Source organism: Candidatus Pseudoscillospira sp. SGI.172 (genome assembly GCF_050313575.1).
Taxonomy (GTDB): Bacteria; Bacillota; Clostridia; order Oscillospirales; family Oscillospiraceae; genus Vermiculatibacterium.
In genome coordinates, this window is sequence record NZ_JBNPLQ010000032.1 from 14,493 (window position 1) to 29,606 (window position 15,114).

Here is a 15,114-nt window from a genome sequence, read left to right on the forward strand (position 1 = left end):
ACCATGGAATACACGGTAAAAGCACTGGCTGAGCTGTCCGGGGTGACCCCACGCACCCTGCGGTGGTACGACCGGCTGGGCCTTTTGAAGCCGGGCCGCCTCACCCAGGCGGGGTATCGGCTCTACGGTCCGGCGGAGGTGGATCGGCTGCAGCAGATCCTCTTCTACCGGGAACTGGAGGTGCCGCTGGCCGAGATCGGCGCCATTCTGGATGACCCAAATTTTGACCGACAGGCGGCGCTGGAGGAGCACCTGAGGGCGTTGAGTGACCGCAGATCCAGGCTGGACGATCTTATCCTGACGGTGCAGCAGACGTTGCAGGAAGCGAAAGGAGAGATCATGATGCAAGACAAAGAGAAGTTCCGGGCCTTTCAAAAAAAAGCCGTGGAGGCTAATGAGATCCGCTACGGCAAAGAAGCGCGGGGGTGCTATGGAGACGCCGCGGTCAATGCCTCCAACTCGGCGTTCCTGTCCATGGATCAGGAGGAGCACCGCGCCTGGGAGGCTCTGGGGGCGGAGATCAACGATGCCCTTACTGACGCCGTTCGGTCGGGGGAGGATCCTGCCGGGGCGGAGGGACAGCGAATTGCCGCCCTTCATGCCCGGTGGCTGTGCTTCGGCGGACAGAAGTACGACCCTGCCCGCCACGCCGGAATCGCGGAGCTCTATCCCGCGGACCAGCGCTTCACTGACTACTACGACGGAGAAGTCCCAGGCTGCGCCGTGTTCCTTCGGGACGCAGTGAAAATCTATACCGGACGCTAGGCGAAAAAGAGATGGACTGCCGCATGGCAGTCCATCTCTTTTCTGTAAAGTAAAATTGATTTATAGTTATTCGAGACCTTCCAGTGCCGATTGAGCGAGCAGAGCGGCGGCGATAGGGAGGGCGTCGTCGTCGGTGGTGAACTGGCTGCTGTGCCAGCAGGGCATTTCCCGTCCGGGGTAGCCGGAGCCAAGCCAGTAGAAGAAGGCGGGCACGTCCCGGCCGAACACGGCGAAGTCCTCGGAGCCCATGGCAGGCTTGGGCTGCACGATGTTCTCCGGCCCCACCACGGCCTCCGCCGCCCTGCGGGCAAGAGCGGTCATCTCCGGGCCGTTCCAGGTCACGGGGACTTCGGGGATCAGGGTAAAATCGGCGGTGCAGCCGTAGGCGGCGGCGATCTGCCGGGCCAGCTCCTCCACCCGGCGCTCCGCCATGGCCTTGACCTCCTCGGACAGGGCGCGGATGCTTCCGGTCATGGTGACCTCATCGGGGGCAAAATTCTCGGGAGACCCGCCGTGGATGGAGCAGACGGCGCACACCAGACCCTCCAGAGGGTCGGCGTTGCGGCTGACCACGGACTGAACCCCCTGGATGAAGGCCGCGGCCGGAACCAGCACGTCAATGCATTTGTGGGGAGAGCCGCCGTGGCCCGTCCTGCCGTGGAAAACCACAATATAGTTGGATTTGCCTGCCATAATGGGGCCGGGGAGAAGGGCGATCTGCCCGCAGGGAACCTCCGGACGATTGTGCAGGCCGAACAGGCAATCCGGTTTACAGGGCAGCTTTTCCCAGAGCCCGTGGCGGATCATGGCCGCTGCCCCCTGGGTGAACTCCTCAGCCGGCTGGAAGAGAAAAACCACGTTTCCGGCCAGCTCGGCGCGGTGTGCGGAGAGAAGTGCGGCGGCGCCATAGAGAGCGGCGGTATGGAAGTCGTGGCCGCAGCCGTGCATCCGGTTGGGAATCTCCGAGACCACGGCCCCGCCCCCCGGCTCCTGCTGTTCCAGTGCATCGATGTCTGCCCGGAGCGCCACCGTCCGCCCCGGCTTCCCGCCCCGGAGGAGGCCAACTACGCCAGTCTCCATCCCCAGATCAATAAACTCCACACCCAGAGGGGCCAGCAGCTCCTTCAGACGGGCTGTGGTGCGGACCTCCTGAAAACTGGACTCCGGGTGGCGGTGGAGATCATCTTTCAGGGTTTTCATGTCACTGTAAAGCGTTTTTGCCTCCGCAAGAAAAGACATGGTTACTTCCTTTCCGGGGCTTGTCCCCTTGCCCAAAATCATATATAATATCATAATACTTTGACGAAAAAAATACAAGAGGGGGCAAGGATGTGGCGCAAAACGACTTTTCCCGGGGAACCATGTCCCGGAACATTTTGACCATGGCCCTGCCCATGACGGCGGCCCAACTCATCAACATCCTCTACAATATCGTGGACCGGGTCTACCTGGGGCATCTGGAAGGGGTAGGCCGTCTGTCCATCACCGGACTGGGGCTCTGCCTGCCCGTCATCTCCATTCTTATCGGGTTTGCCAACCTGTGCGGGATGGGAGGTGCGCCCCTGTGTTCCATCTGCCGGGGGAAGGGAGAGAATGAGGAAGCGGAGAGTGTAATGGGAAATTCCTTTACGCTTTTGATCCTGTTTGGAGTCGGACTGACTGCGATTTGCCTTCTGCTGAAACGGCCCATTCTCTACCTCTTCGGCGCCAGCGACGCCACATTTCCCTATGCGGACGACTATCTCACCATTTACCTCTGCGGCACGCTTTTCGTCATGATCGGACTGGGGATGAACCCCTTTGTCAACGCCCAGGGCTTCGGTCGGACGGGGATGATGACAGTGGCGCTGGGTGCGGCGGTGAATTTGGTGCTGGATCCTATTTTTATCTTCGGCTTTGGGATGGGGGTCCGGGGGGCCGCTCTGGCCACTGTGATCTCCCAGGCCTGCTCGGCGGTGTGGGTGCTGGGGTTCCTCACCGGTCCCAAGGCCATCCTCCGGCTGCGCCGGACGGCTTTGAAGCTCCGATGGGAGCGGGTGCGCCGCATTCTGGGTCTGGGCTCCTCCGGCTTTGTGATGGCCCTTACCAACTCCCTGGTGCAGATCCTGTGCAACGCCACCCTCCAACGGGTGGGGGGAGACCTCTATGTGGGCGTGATGACAGTGGTGAACTCGGTGCGGGAGATGGCCACCATGCCGGCCGCCGGAATCACCAACGGCTGCCAGCCTGTGCTGGGCTATAACTACGGCGCGGGACAGTACCGGCGGGTGCGGGAGGGCATCCGCTTCACCACCGCCGCCACCATGGGTTATACCGCGGCGATCTGGGTGGTGATCATGGCGTTTCCGGCGATGTTCATCCATATCTTCAACAGCGAGGCGGAACTGCTCTCCGCGGGTGTGCCTGCCTTCCGCATTTACTTTGCCGCCTTTTTCTGCATGGCCTTCCAGTTCATCGGCCAGTCGGTTTCGGTGGCGCTGAACCGGTCGAAGAGCGCGGTGTTTTTCTCCCTCTTCCGCAAGGCGTTTATCGTGGCGCCCCTGACGCTGCTGCTGCCTGCCCTGGGCTGGGGCGTGGACGGGGTGTTCTGGGCCGAACCCATCTCCAACGTGGTGGGCGGTCTGGCCTGCTTTATCACCATGTGGCTGACGGTTTATCTGCCTCTGGGGCACAAACCGGACGGCACGTGACAGTGTGTGGTTTGACCTTGCCCGGAGAGGGGAAAACTGGTATACTGTAAGTTACGGCTTTTCACCCAAACAGTCAGGAGGCACTTGGCAATGAAGCTCATGGTCATCGACGGCAATTCCATCATCAACCGCGCCTTCTACGGTGTGCGGCCCCTTTCCACCCGGGACGGGCTCCCCACCAACGCCGTATACGGCTTTCTCAATATTTTGCTCAAGCTGCTGGATGAGGAGGGACCGGACGCCCTGTGCGTCGCCTTCGACCTGAGGGCTCCCACCTTCCGGCATCTGGCCTACGAGGGCTACAAAGCCCAACGCAAGCCCATGCCGGAGGATCTGGTAAAGCAGGTGCCCCTCCTGAAAGAGGTGCTGGACGCGCTGAACATCCCCCGCTATGAGCTGGAGGGGTGGGAGGCCGACGACCTCATCGGCACCATCGCCGAAAAGGACACGGCGGCGGGCTGGGACACGGTGGTGGTGACGGGAGACAAGGATTCCCTCCAGCTCATCACCGACCGTGTCACCGTCAAGCTGGTGACCACCCGCATGGGGCAGACCACCACCAAAAATATGACGCCCGACGCGTTCCGGGCCGAGTACGGCTTTGATCCCATCCATATCATCGACCTCAAGGCCCTCATGGGGGATGCCTCGGACAACATTCCCGGGGTGAGGGGCATCGGGGAAAAGACCGCCATGGATCTCATCCGGCGCTTCAACACGGTGGCGTGCATCTATGAAAAGCTCCCCGATCTGGAGGGGGTCAAGCCCGGTGCGCTGAAAAAGCTGGACGAGGGCCGTGAGCAGGCGGAATTGTCTTACAATCTGGCCACCATCCGCCGGGACGCGCCGCTGGCCTTTGCCCCGGAGAATGCCCTCCGGCGGGAACCCGACCGCTCCGCCGCCTATGAGCTGTTTCTCCGGCTGGAGTTTGCCAAGCTCATCGAAAAACTGGGGCTGACTTCCGGCTCAGCGGGAGAAGCGGGGGAGGGCCAGACGCAGACGGGCGCCTGCGAGAGCGAGGTGGTCTCCGACCGGGCGCGGATGGAGGAGCTGCTGGCGCTGTGGCGACAGCGGGATCACGTTTCCCTGCTGACCCTCCCGGAGTTGTCGGGCGTGTGCGTGGAGTGGGGGGATGCGCACTGCGGCAGAGCCGCGCTCTGCTTTCCTGACCGTCTGGACTGCTACAACGACTTTCTCCGGGGGATCTTTGCCCCGGATATCCGCAAGGTCACCCACAGGGCAAAGGATCTGATGGGAGAGCTGCTGGCCGAGGGGCTGTCCCTTGAGGGATTTGTCTTCGACACCGAGCTGGCGGCCTATCTGCTGGCGCCCACCGACGGCAGCTATGAGCTGGATAAGCTGAGCGTATCCTACTTCAATTTCGAGACCGCCAAACCCCAGGTCTACCGCGCCCCCGGGGCCTTCAGCCCACTGCTGGCGCCGGAGGACGCACAGACGGCGGGGAAGGATCCCTATGCCGGGACGGAGGACCGGGAGGCGGCCGCCGCTGCCGTGTCCGGGCCCATAGGGGCCTTTCTGAGCCACACCGCTTTGGTGGAGGCCCTGTATGGAGAACTCTCCCGGCGGCTGGAGGAGCTGGGGCTCCATCAGGTCTATTATGATATCGAGCTGCCCCTCTGCCCGGTGCTGGCCGAGATGGAGCGCACCGGTGTCCTGGTGGACCGGAAGGCCCTGGCCCGGTTTGGGGAGATGCTGGAGACCCGGCTGAGGGAGGACGAGACCGCCATCTACGACCTGGCGGGGGAGACCTTCAACATCAATTCGACCCAGCAGATGGGACACATCCTCTTTGACAAGCTGGGCCTGCCCCCGGTGAAAAAGACCAAGACGGGCTATTCCACCAACGCAGAGGTGCTGGAGAAGCTCCGGGGAAAGCACCCCGTCATCGACGCCATTCTGGAATACCGGCAGTACGCCAAGCTCAAATCCACCTATGTGGACGGGCTGACCAAGGTTATCGCCCCCGACGGGCGCATCCACACCTCTTTCCAGAATACGGTCACCGCCACCGGGCGGCTTTCCTCCACCGAACCCAACCTTCAAAACATCCCCGTCCGCACCGAACTGGGGGCCCAGCTGCGGAACATGTTCGTATCCGCCCCCGGCTGTATGCTGGTGGACGCAGACTACTCCCAGATCGAGCTGCGGCTGCTGGCTCATATCGCGGGCGACAAGGCCATGCAGGAGGCTTTCCGCAGCGGTGCGGACATCCACACCGCCACCGCCGCCCAGGTCTTCGGCGTGCCGCCGGAGGAGGTCTCCCACGAGATGCGCCGCCGGGCCAAGGCCGTTAACTTCGGCATCGTCTACGGCATCTCCGATTTCTCCCTGGCCCAGGACATCGGCGTGAGCCGGGCCGAGGCCCGGGAGTATATGGACCGTTACTTCGCCACCTTCCGGGGAGTGCGGGCCTATATGGACCGGGTGGTGGCCGAGGCCAAGGAGCAGGGTTGGGTGGCCACCCTCATGGGCCGCCGCCGGTGGCTGCCTGAACTGAAGTCGGCCAACTTCAACCTGCGCTCCTTCGGCGAGCGGGTGGCCCTCAATATGCCTATCCAGGGCACCGCCGCCGACGTCATCAAGCTGGCCATGATCCGGGTCTGGAAGGCCCTCAAGGCCGAGGGCCTGAAGGCCAAACTTATCCTCCAGGTCCACGATGAGCTGATCGTGGAGTGCCCGGAGGAGGAGACGGAACAAGTCAAAGAAGTGCTCACTCGGGAGATGGAGGATGCGGTGGACTACGCCGTCCCCATGCGGGCGGATTCCGCCGCCGGGAAGAGCTGGGGAGAGGCGAAGGAATGAAAAATTATAAACTGGTCCCCATGGACCGCTCTCATATCAAAGAGATCGCCAGCGTGGAGAGGGAATGCTTCTCTACCCCCTGGACTGAGGCCATGCTGGAGGAGGAGCTCTTCAACCCCATGGCCTCCTTCATCGTGGCCCAGCGGGCCGACGGGGCGGTGCTGGGCTACGCCGGGCTCCATGTGGTGCTGGACGAGGGCTATATCGACAACATCGCCGTCCGGCCCGACTACCGGGGGCAGGGGATCGCGGACGCCCTACTGGATGTGTTCGTCCGTTTCGGCCGGGCCAAGCTGGCCCTGCTCACCCTGGAGGTGCGCCTGACCAACGAGCCGGCCATCCAGCTATACTACAAGCACGGCTTCGCCCAGGTGGGCCGCCGGAAGGACTACTACGAAAACCCCAAAGAGGACGCCATCATCATGACGCTGGAGTTTGGGGAGCAGGAGGAAGCAAATGTCTGACACGCAGTTTCGGCCCCTCACTGAGGAGGAGCTGAAGGAGCTATACAAGACCCATATGAAACGGGATTTTCCCCCCGACGAGCTCAAGCCCCTGTCCCGGCTGCTGACGCTCATGGGACAGGGCGACTACGAGCCCTACGGCCTCTTTCAGGAGGGAGAGCTGCTGGCCTATGCCCTCTACTGGAAGGCAGGGGAGGATCCCTATGTGATGCTGGACTACTTCGCCGTCCTGCCCGAGGGGCGCAATCAGGGCACAGGCAGCGCCCTGCTGCGGCAGATGCTGGACCGGTTCTGCCAAGGCGGCCGAGGCGTGTTCGGCGAGGTGGAGATCCCCAATACCGGCGACGAGGAAGTGGACGCCTTGCGCCGCAGACGGCTGGGCTTCTATGACCGGGCGGGGTTTCGGAAGATCAACTATTACACAAAGGTATTCGGCGTCCCTTACATCGTCCTGGCCTACGGCCCGGACATCTCCAACGACGCGCTGCTGGACACTCACCGGAAGCTCTACCACAGCGCCTTCCCCGACCCCCAAATTTACGAGAACAACGTGTTTATCCCGGAGGCGATGGAGAAATGAATATCCTGGCCTTTGAGTCCACCTGCGACGAGACGGCGGCGGCAGTGGTGCGGGATGGACGGACCATCCTCTCCGACGCCATTGCCTCTCAGGTGGACATGCACGCCCTGTACGGCGGCGTGGTGCCAGAGATCGCCTCCCGCAAACACGTGGAGGCCATTGTCGGCCTGGCGGACCGGGCGCTGTCCGACGCGGGACTGACCCGCGCCGGCATCGACGCCATCGCGGTGAGCTACGCGCCCGGACTCATTGGGGCGGTGCTGGTGGGGGTCAACTTCGCCAAGTCGGCCGCCCTGGCGCTGGAGGTGCCGCTCATCCCCGTCCATCACATCCGGGGCCATATCGCCGCCAACTATCTGGCCCACCCGGATCTGGAGCCGCCCTTTGTCTGTCTCTGTGTCTCGGGGGGCAACACCCTCATCGCCGACGTGCGGGATTACACCGACATGGAGGTCATGGGAGCCACCCGGGACGACGCGGCGGGGGAGTGCTTCGACAAGGCCGCCCGGGTGCTGGGCATCGGTTATCCCGGCGGCGGCCCCATGGACCGTCTGGCCCGGGGGGGGGACGACAAGCGCTACCCGCTGCCCCGCTCCTACGTGGAGGGCCATCTCCTGGACATGTCCTTCTCAGGGCTGAAAACGGCGGTACTCAACCTGGCCCACAACGCCCGGCAGAAGGGGGAGGAACTGGATTACCCCGGTCTGGCCGCCTCTTTTTCCGCCGCCGTCAGCGACATCCTGGTGCCCCGGGTCATGGAGGCCGCCCGTCAGAAGGGCTACGGCAAGGTGGCCGTGGCGGGGGGCGTGGGGGCCAATTCCCGCATCCGGGGCGACCTGGAAAAGGCCTGCCGGAAGTCGGGGGACAAGCTGTTTTTGCCCCCCCTGTCCCTCTGCGGGGACAACGGGGCCATGATCGGAAGCCAGGGCTACTATGAATATCTGGCGGGCCGCAGGGCAGGCAGCGATCTGAATGCCTACGCCACCCGGGATCTTGGGCTGGGCTGAGAGAAAAAGCAGGCTGCGCAGGCGCTTTAAGCGTCTGTGCGGCTTGCTTTTTTGTATTTTAGGAAGGGAAACTCAGAAGTTTAAATTTTATGTATAAAAAACTTTTTTCTCATTGACTAAAAATTAGTTTGGTGCTATATTGGAAACCATATTTGGGGGAGTTCATTGCTCCGGGGTGGGAGTCACAGAGTTTTGGTGGCTTTCATCGCCAAATCGCGCCGCGGAGCGACGCGGCAGCTTGACAAAAAAGGAGTGCCCTGAAATGAGTCGGTTGGACATCAAGACCCCAAGTCAGGCGCAGGCTGTGGTGGATCAGCTCTACCGCAACATGGAGCGCCGCATTGCCGCCAGCCCTCCGGGATTGTGTCCGGTGGATCTGGCGCTGAACTTCCTCAATCTCTGTCAGGCCCAGACCTGCGGAAAATGTGTGCCCTGCCGGGTGGGGCTCAGCCAGCTCTCCGCACTGCTTCGGGAGGTGTTGGAGGGGGAGCCGGAGCTCAGGATCCTCCATCGGATCGAGGAGACCGCCCGGGTCATCTCGGACACGGCGGACTGCGCCATCGGCATCGACGCGGCCAACCTGGTGCTGATGGGCCTCAAGGGCTTCCGGGACGACTACGAGGAGCACATCCTCCATCACCGCTGCCTAGGCTCTCTGAGCAACCCGGTGCCCTGTGTGGCCCTATGCCCCGCGGGAGTCGACATCCCCGGCTACATCGCCCTGGTGAACGCGGGACGCTGCGGCGACGCCGTGCGCCTCATCCGCAAGGACAATCCCCTCCCGCTGGCCTGCGCCTACATCTGCGAGCACCCCTGCGAGGCCCGCTGCCGTCGGAGCATGGTGGACGACGCACTGAACATCCGGGGACTGAAGCGCTATGCTGTGGATACCGCCGGAGACGTGCCTCAGCCCCCCTGCGCGGAGGCCACCGGCAAGACGGTGGCGGTGGTGGGCGGCGGCCCGGGCGGGCTGTCCGCGGCCTACTACCTGGCGCTCATGGGCCACAAGGTCACCATTTATGAAAAGCGCCGCCAGCTGGGCGGCATGATGCGCTACGGCATCCCCAGCTACCGCCTGCCCCGGGAGCGGATGGACCGGGAGATCGCCTCTATCCTGTCTCTGGGCATCGAGGTACATACCGGGGTGGGTGTGGGCAGGGACGTTGCCTTCGACACGCTCAAGGAACGCTATGACTGCCTGTACCTCTCCATCGGCGCGCAAACCGATAAAAAGACCGGCATCCCCGGCGAGGACAGCAAGGGCGTGGTTTCGGCCGTGGAACTGCTGCGCAGCATCGGGGACGACGATCTGCCCGACTTCACCGGGAAGCGGGTGGTAGTCATCGGCGGCGGCAACGTGGCCATGGATGTGACCCGCTCCGCCATCCGCCTGGGGGCTTCTGCCGTGACCTGCGTCTACCGCCGCCGCCAGGAGGACATGACTGCCCAGGCCGAGGAGGTGGAGGGTGCCGTGGCCGAGGGCGCCGAGCTGCTGACCCTCCATGCCCCCGTGCGCATCGAAGCCGACGGGGACGGAAACGCAGTGGCCCTGTGGGCCCAGCCCCAGATCATCGGGGAGATGGACCGGGCGGGCCGGCCCGCTCCGGTCACGGCGCAGGCCGGAGAGGTGCGCATCCCTGCCGACGTCATCATTGTGGCCATCGGCCAGGGCATCGAGACCCGCGGCTTTGAACAGAGCGGTATCCAGATCCAGCGGGGCGGCACAATGCTGGCCGACTCCAGCACCCAGCTGCCCCGGATGAAGGGTGTCTTTGCGGGTGGAGACTGCGTCACCGGCCCGGCCACCGTTATCCGCGCCATTGCCGCCGGAAAAGTTGCCGCGGCCAACATTGACGAGTACCTGGGTTATCGTCACGAGATCAAGACGGACGTGGAGGTGCCCACGCCCCGCTGCACCGATCTCCGGCCCCGCGGCCGGGTCAATCCCTCTGAGCGGGAGGCAGGGGAGCGCAAGCAGGACTTCCAGTGCATTGAGTGCGGCATGAGCGGGGAAGAGGCCGGTCAGGAATCCTCCCGCTGCCTGCGCTGCGACCACTTCGGCTACGGGATCTTTAAGGGAGGACGTGTGGAGAAATGGTAACGATCAAGATCAACGGCCGGGCCCTGTCGGTTCAGCCCGGCACCACTATCCTGGCGGCCGCCCAGCAGGCGGGCATTCCCATCCCACACCTGTGCTACCTCAAGGAGATCAACGAGATCGCCGCCTGCCGCATGTGCATCGTGGAGGTGGCGGGTACCGACCGGCTGGTCCCGGCCTGCAACACCGCCGTCGAGGAGGGCATGGACATCCAGACCAACTCCCCCCGGGTCCGCAAGGCCAGAAAGACAAACCTCCGGCTCATCCTCTCCCAGCACAACTCCAACTGTACCGTCTGTGTCCGCAGCGGAAACTGCGAGCTCCAGAGGCTGTCCCACGACCTGAACATCCACTACCAGCCCTATTCTCCCCAGGTGGAGCGCTCCCGGGTGGATCTGAGTGTGCCCGTGGTGCGGGAGGCGGGGAAGTGCATCAAGTGTATGCGCTGCGTGCAGATCTGCGACAAGGTGCAGGGCATGCACATCTGGGACGTGCTGGGCACCGGCTCCCGCACCACTGTGGGCGTGGGCCCTGCCCGGGATCTGAGGGACACCGACTGCACCTTCTGTGGGCAGTGTGTCACCCACTGCCCCACGGGGGCCCTCACCGTCCGGGACGAGACCAACCGGGTATTGAACGCCCTGGCCGATCCGGAAACCGTCACCGTGGTTCAGGTGGCCCCCGCCGTCCGGGCCGCCTGGGCGGAGAGCTTTGATCTGCCCGCCGGGCAGGCCAGCATCGGAAAGATGGTGGCCGCCCTCAAGGAGATGGGCTTTGATTACGTCTTTGACACCAATTTTTCCGCCGACCTCACCATTATGGAGGAGGGCAGCGAGTTTCTCCAGCGCTTTACGCACCGGGCCGATTACAACTGGCCCATGTTTACCTCCTGCTGCCCCGGCTGGGTACGGTTCCTCAAATCCCAGTACCCCGGCTACACCGCGTGCCTCTCCACCGCCAAATCCCCCCAGCAGATGTTCGGCGCGGTGGCCAAGAGCTACTTTGCCGAACGCATCGGGGCGGACCCCCACAAGATTTTTGTGGTGTCCATCATGCCCTGCTCGGCCAAGAAGATGGAGTGCGAACTGCCCACCATGAAGGACGCCTGCGGCGATCCAGACGTGGATGTGGTGCTCACCACCCGGGAAATGGACCGGCTGCTGCGCAGCGACGGGATCCGCCCCGAGGAGCTGGAGGACGAGAACTTCGATTCTCCCCTGGGCACAGGCACCGGCGCGGCGGTGATCTTCGGCGCCACCGGCGGCGTGATGGATGCGGCCCTCCGCAGCGCCTACTACCTGGTCACCGGCAGCAATCCGGATGCCGACGCCTTTTCTCGGGTCCGGGGCGACCAGCCCTGGAAGGAGGCCGTGTTCACCATCCCCGGCGCAGGCGCGGTTCGGGTGGCGGTGGTCAGCGGCCTGGCCAATACCCGCAGGCTGATGGAAGCCGTGGACAAGGGCGAGGCGGAGTACGACTTTGTGGAGGTCATGGCCTGTCCCGGCGGCTGCGCCGGCGGCGGCGGACAGCCCATCCACGAGGGGGAGGAGCTGGCCTCCTCCCGTGGAAGCCTCCTGTGGGAGCTGGACGCCCAGGCCCAGGTCCGCTTCTCCCATGAGAATCCGGATGTGGCGGAGCTCTACCGCTCCTATCTGGAGGCCCCTCTGGGCGAGCGGTCCCACCATCTGCTCCACACCGACCACTTTGATTGGCAGATGCCCAGTCAGCGCGCCAAGGCCGGAGAGACAGAGAAGTAATTCCAAAATAAAGCGTGTCCGGGAGGGGGAAACCCCTCCCGGATTTTGTCGTCTCCGGAAAAAAGATCGCCTGTTTCGGCGACTGAAAATTGTTCAAAATCGCCTTTACGCAGAAAAAATTTTTTCGTTATACTAAACTATTTTTTACAAAGGCATAATGCCAAGTGAAAAGGTTTTAGATCTTCCAGTGGATTGTAACACTCTCGCTGGTAGCGTCAATTTGTGATATGAGAATATCAACCACCTTGCGCTTATCGTCAAAGCTCACGGACTCCCAATCATCCAGATAGCCCGTGATGCTGTCAATCTGTGAAGCGGAAACGGAATTAGCGGTGAGATCAGCCACCAGCTTTAGCTGCTTTTGACGTTCCGCGTCCAGTTCCTCAATCCGGTTATTTGCGTATTGCAGGAGCAGCGGGTTTGCCCCGGACAAAGTGTCCAGAAGTTTCTCGATCTCGCTCTCTGTCTTTGCAAGGGCAACACGGGCGGCGGTCAGCTTCGGATTATAGCTTTGTTCCTTTCCGCCTTTCAGCGTGTGGAATTTCTGCATCTTCTTAACCATCTCGCCGTACACAAACGCCTCCATGTTTTGCGCTGTCAGCGTACCGGCCCCCTCACAGCTCCCATTTTCCGCCCGCTGTTTGCACCGCAGGTAGGTAACGCCATTTTGGGCTCTCAGAGCAGCCAGCGCATAGCCGCAGCGCCCGCACTTGATTTTCCCGGCCAGCCATGTATTATGGCATTTGCGGCCATTCTGGAAAGAGGTGTTCTGTGACAGCTTGCGCTGAACAGTCAGCCAGAGCTGGGAAGAAATGCGGCCCTGGTGCGGGGCAATCACAAGAATTGGCTCCTCGCCCTCGCGCCCTTGATAGAGATAACAGCTATTGTCCCCTGTGAACATTTCCGGGGGACTTTCGATTTTTACACCCTGGGCCTTGAAGTATTCGTAGATGTCCATATCAGCCTGGACATAAACGGGGTTTCTCAGCAGCTTAGAGATAAAGGCCCGCTGGAGCGCCTTGTCATAGACCTTGATGGAATGTTTGACAAAGTACCGGGTTATATCGCCGTAGGAATTGCCCGGCTCCGCATACATTTGAAACATGAGCTCGGCAAAATCCATTTCCGCGTTTTCCACCAGTTTCTTTGTCTTGATCCCGTCCATGACGATGGGCTCGGTATCAAAGCCGTATGGCGTCCGCCCCCGCATATAGTAGCCTTTGGCACACCGGGAATAGAAAGCGTCCTGCACACGCATTTGGATGCTCTCACGTTCAAGCTGGGCAAAGACAATGCAGATATTGAGCATCGCCCGGCCCATCGGGGTGGAAGTATCAAATTTTTCCGTACAGGAAACAAACTCCACATCGTATTGCTTGAACAGCTCCATGAGCTTTGCAAAGTCTACAATGGAGCGGCTGATCCGATCCAACTTATAGACAATCACCCGCTTAATCAGGCCCAGCCGGATGTCCTGCAAGAGCCGCTGGAAGTCGGGACGCTCAATGTTCTTGCCAGAATACCCTTTGTCTTTGTATTCCTTACCCTCACCGCCTTTTAACTCATATCGGCAAAATTCAAATTGACTTTCAATGCTGATACTGTCCTTTTTGTCAATCGACTGCCGCCCGTAAATTGCATCAATTCTATTATCCATAATTAGCTCCCTTTCTGTTCGTTGGGAGCCAACCTACAAGTATATTATACCTCTGCCGCCCCCTTACAACAAGGATGACTCCGGCCTACCCCCGCTGCCCGGCATATTTGCGGAACACGTCAAACAGCCGCCGCTCGATCTCGCGGTTGTGCTTTTCCAGCTCCTGCGGGGAAAAAACGGGGGTGAGATTTTTGACAGTGATCGTCCGATCTCCGAGAACAGCCGTTTTGATTTCACTTTCATATTTGACCTGCGCCTGCATAAAATCCCTCCCATACAATGATAAATGTGTTGAAACATAGCAAAGGCCAGCACCGCGAAAGTGCTGGCCTTTGGCCGGATATGTACCTCTGGGCACTTTGTCCAGAAGTCAGTAAGGGCTTTCCTCAAAGTGCTGCTGGGCCTCTTCCAGACTGCGGAAGTCGAAAACCTCATAGAGCTCCGCCACCACGCGGCGGATGTCGTTGGGAGAAAAACCGCAGTTCTCCATCGCGTAGATCACATAGCCACGGCAGGCGTTGTTGCTCCACGGCTGGGACAGCATAGCAGCCAACATAGGATTATAGTCCATTCTGTTATCCCTCACTTTCATAAATGGCGGGGAGCGCCGCGCTCATTTTCTTGCCCCGTCATAAGACAGCCATACTCGGCAGCGACGCTCCCCCACAAAGGGGGCGGCGGCCTGCGGCCCCCGCGCCTCCTTTGCGGAGAGAGAACTTCCTCTCACATACCACCAGAAAAAGAGGGGTAAATGGAGATGGTAACTTAGTAATTTTTTCGCAAATATTTTTTCATGCGCTCAATCCCGCATTTCACGGAGCAGCGGACAGCACTCTTGTCCACGCCCTCCTCGCGGGCGATCTGGCGGTAGCTCTTTCCAAGGATCAAATGAGCGTCCACCCGGCGGCCCTGGATCTCCGGCAGGGAGTTGAGGGCGTTCCACAGCCGGAAGAACAGCTCCTTGCGATCCATGAGCTCCTGGGGGCTGGGCTCGTGCAGGCAGGCGGAGTATTCGATCCCATCGTCACAGTCCAGGGAATAATAAGCCTTGTTGTAGCGCACCCGTTCCGCATGGGCCGCTTCACGCCGCCTGCTGGTGTAGAGTTCCTCAGCCACTTTCTCGGAAACCTCTATGTATTCGTCGTGGGTGTACCACGGGTAAAAGTCTTTCAGATTGACGGTTGTCATTTGTAATTCCTCCGTTCAGATGGTGGGGTGTATCGGTCTGAACGGAGACAAGGCGGGGAGCGGCAGCCTGTACCGCCTTTGCCCA

General features: G+C 61.4%; 13 protein-coding genes. 8 read left to right on the top strand and 5 right to left on the bottom strand.

The features are described 5' to 3' along the window. The first annotated feature begins 3 nt into the window (after positions 1-3). The gene (locus ACQRD3_RS11355) at positions 4-765 is read left to right on the top strand and encodes a MerR family transcriptional regulator (RefSeq protein ID WP_080908001.1); all 762 of its coding nucleotides are present in this window, start codon (positions 4-6) and stop codon (positions 763-765) included. A 66-nt stretch (positions 766-831) separates the two neighbouring features. Here the strand turns inward: ACQRD3_RS11355 and ACQRD3_RS11360 are convergent, their stop codons facing one another. Beyond that, positions 832-1,965, bottom strand: a complete 1,134-nt coding sequence (locus ACQRD3_RS11360; protein WP_427781447.1) for a M20 family metallopeptidase — start codon at positions 1,963-1,965, stop codon at positions 832-834. Between the two features lie 161 nt (positions 1,966-2,126). Between ACQRD3_RS11360 and ACQRD3_RS11365 the strand changes: the two genes are divergently transcribed. The 7 genes from ACQRD3_RS11365 to ACQRD3_RS11395 all read left to right on the top strand — a co-directional run bounded on the left by ACQRD3_RS11365 (position 2,127) and on the right by ACQRD3_RS11395 (position 12,184). Further along, positions 2,127-3,455, top strand: a complete 1,329-nt coding sequence (locus tag ACQRD3_RS11365; protein WP_427781457.1) for an MATE family efflux transporter — start codon at positions 2,127-2,129, stop codon at positions 3,453-3,455. Positions 3,456-3,545: 90 nt separating this feature from the next. Continuing rightward, complete coding sequence (polA, locus tag ACQRD3_RS11370; RefSeq protein ID WP_427781448.1) at positions 3,546-6,278, top strand: DNA polymerase I; 2,733 nt, start codon at positions 3,546-3,548, stop codon at positions 6,276-6,278. After that, positions 6,275-6,742 carry a ribosomal protein S18-alanine N-acetyltransferase gene (rimI, locus tag ACQRD3_RS11375; protein WP_143476677.1) on the top strand — a complete coding sequence of 156 codons (468 nt, stop codon included), beginning with the start codon at positions 6,275-6,277 and terminating at the stop codon, positions 6,740-6,742. The genes polA and rimI overlap by 4 nt, the downstream gene beginning before the upstream one ends. Then, complete coding sequence (locus tag ACQRD3_RS11380; protein ID WP_080908004.1) at positions 6,735-7,322, top strand: GNAT family N-acetyltransferase; 588 nt, start codon at positions 6,735-6,737, stop codon at positions 7,320-7,322. Before rimI ends, ACQRD3_RS11380 begins: the two co-directional genes overlap by 8 nt. Next, positions 7,319-8,329 carry a tRNA (adenosine(37)-N6)-threonylcarbamoyltransferase complex transferase subunit TsaD gene (tsaD, locus tag ACQRD3_RS11385; protein WP_427781449.1) on the top strand — a complete coding sequence of 337 codons (1,011 nt, stop codon included), beginning with the start codon at positions 7,319-7,321 and terminating at the stop codon, positions 8,327-8,329. Before ACQRD3_RS11380 ends, tsaD begins: the two co-directional genes overlap by 4 nt. A 262-nt stretch (positions 8,330-8,591) precedes the next feature. Continuing rightward, positions 8,592-10,430 (top strand): NAD(P)-binding protein, encoded by a 1,839-nt coding sequence (locus ACQRD3_RS11390; RefSeq protein WP_427781450.1) that lies wholly within the window; start codon positions 8,592-8,594, stop codon positions 10,428-10,430. Beyond that, on the top strand, positions 10,424-12,184 hold the full coding sequence (locus ACQRD3_RS11395) for an NADH-dependent [FeFe] hydrogenase, group A6 (protein WP_427781451.1): 1,761 nt from the start codon (positions 10,424-10,426) through the stop codon (positions 12,182-12,184). Before ACQRD3_RS11390 ends, ACQRD3_RS11395 begins: the two co-directional genes overlap by 7 nt. Positions 12,185-12,359: 175 nt before the next feature. On the opposite strand, the gene ACQRD3_RS11400 is transcribed toward ACQRD3_RS11395, so the two are convergent. From ACQRD3_RS11400 to ACQRD3_RS11415, 4 genes are all read right to left on the bottom strand, one after another. Then, positions 12,360-13,841: a recombinase family protein gene (locus tag ACQRD3_RS11400; protein WP_427781452.1), complete on the bottom strand. Its 1,482-nt coding sequence runs from the start codon at positions 13,839-13,841 to the stop codon at positions 12,360-12,362. Positions 13,842-13,926: 85 nt separating this feature from the next. Then, complete coding sequence (locus ACQRD3_RS11405) at positions 13,927-14,103, bottom strand: hypothetical protein (RefSeq protein ID WP_198286315.1); 177 nt, start codon at positions 14,101-14,103, stop codon at positions 13,927-13,929. A 108-nt stretch (positions 14,104-14,211) separates the two neighbouring features. Then, complete coding sequence (locus tag ACQRD3_RS11410; protein ID WP_427781453.1) at positions 14,212-14,412, bottom strand: hypothetical protein; 201 nt, start codon at positions 14,410-14,412, stop codon at positions 14,212-14,214. 194 nt (positions 14,413-14,606) lie between these two features. Next, the gene (locus ACQRD3_RS11415) at positions 14,607-15,029 is read right to left on the bottom strand and encodes a sigma-70 family RNA polymerase sigma factor (protein ID WP_427781454.1); all 423 of its coding nucleotides are present in this window, start codon (positions 15,027-15,029) and stop codon (positions 14,607-14,609) included. Positions 15,030-15,114 lie beyond the last annotated feature (85 nt).

Coding starts and splice junctions, on each gene's coding strand:
- polA (WP_427781448.1), top strand. CDS start 3,546: ATGAAGCTCATGGTCATCGACGGCAATTCCATCATCAACCGCGCCTTC.
- ACQRD3_RS11360 (WP_427781447.1), bottom strand. CDS start 1,965: ATGAAAACCCTGAAAGATGATCTCCACCGCCACCCGGAGTCCAGTTTT.
- ACQRD3_RS11365 (WP_427781457.1), top strand. CDS start 2,127: ATGTCCCGGAACATTTTGACCATGGCCCTGCCCATGACGGCGGCCCAA.
- ACQRD3_RS11410 (WP_427781453.1), bottom strand. CDS start 14,412: ATGGACTATAATCCTATGTTGGCTGCTATGCTGTCCCAGCCGTGGAGC.
- ACQRD3_RS11355 (WP_080908001.1), top strand. CDS start 4: ATGGAATACACGGTAAAAGCACTGGCTGAGCTGTCCGGGGTGACCCCA.
- ACQRD3_RS11415 (WP_427781454.1), bottom strand. CDS start 15,029: ATGACAACCGTCAATCTGAAAGACTTTTACCCGTGGTACACCCACGAC.
- ACQRD3_RS11390 (WP_427781450.1), top strand. CDS start 8,592: ATGAGTCGGTTGGACATCAAGACCCCAAGTCAGGCGCAGGCTGTGGTG.
- tsaD (WP_427781449.1), top strand. CDS start 7,319: ATGAATATCCTGGCCTTTGAGTCCACCTGCGACGAGACGGCGGCGGCA.
- ACQRD3_RS11405 (WP_198286315.1), bottom strand. CDS start 14,103: ATGCAGGCGCAGGTCAAATATGAAAGTGAAATCAAAACGGCTGTTCTC.
- ACQRD3_RS11400 (WP_427781452.1), bottom strand. CDS start 13,841: ATGGATAATAGAATTGATGCAATTTACGGGCGGCAGTCGATTGACAAA.
- ACQRD3_RS11380 (WP_080908004.1), top strand. CDS start 6,735: ATGTCTGACACGCAGTTTCGGCCCCTCACTGAGGAGGAGCTGAAGGAG.
- ACQRD3_RS11395 (WP_427781451.1), top strand. CDS start 10,424: ATGGTAACGATCAAGATCAACGGCCGGGCCCTGTCGGTTCAGCCCGGC.
- rimI (WP_143476677.1), top strand. CDS start 6,275: ATGAAAAATTATAAACTGGTCCCCATGGACCGCTCTCATATCAAAGAG.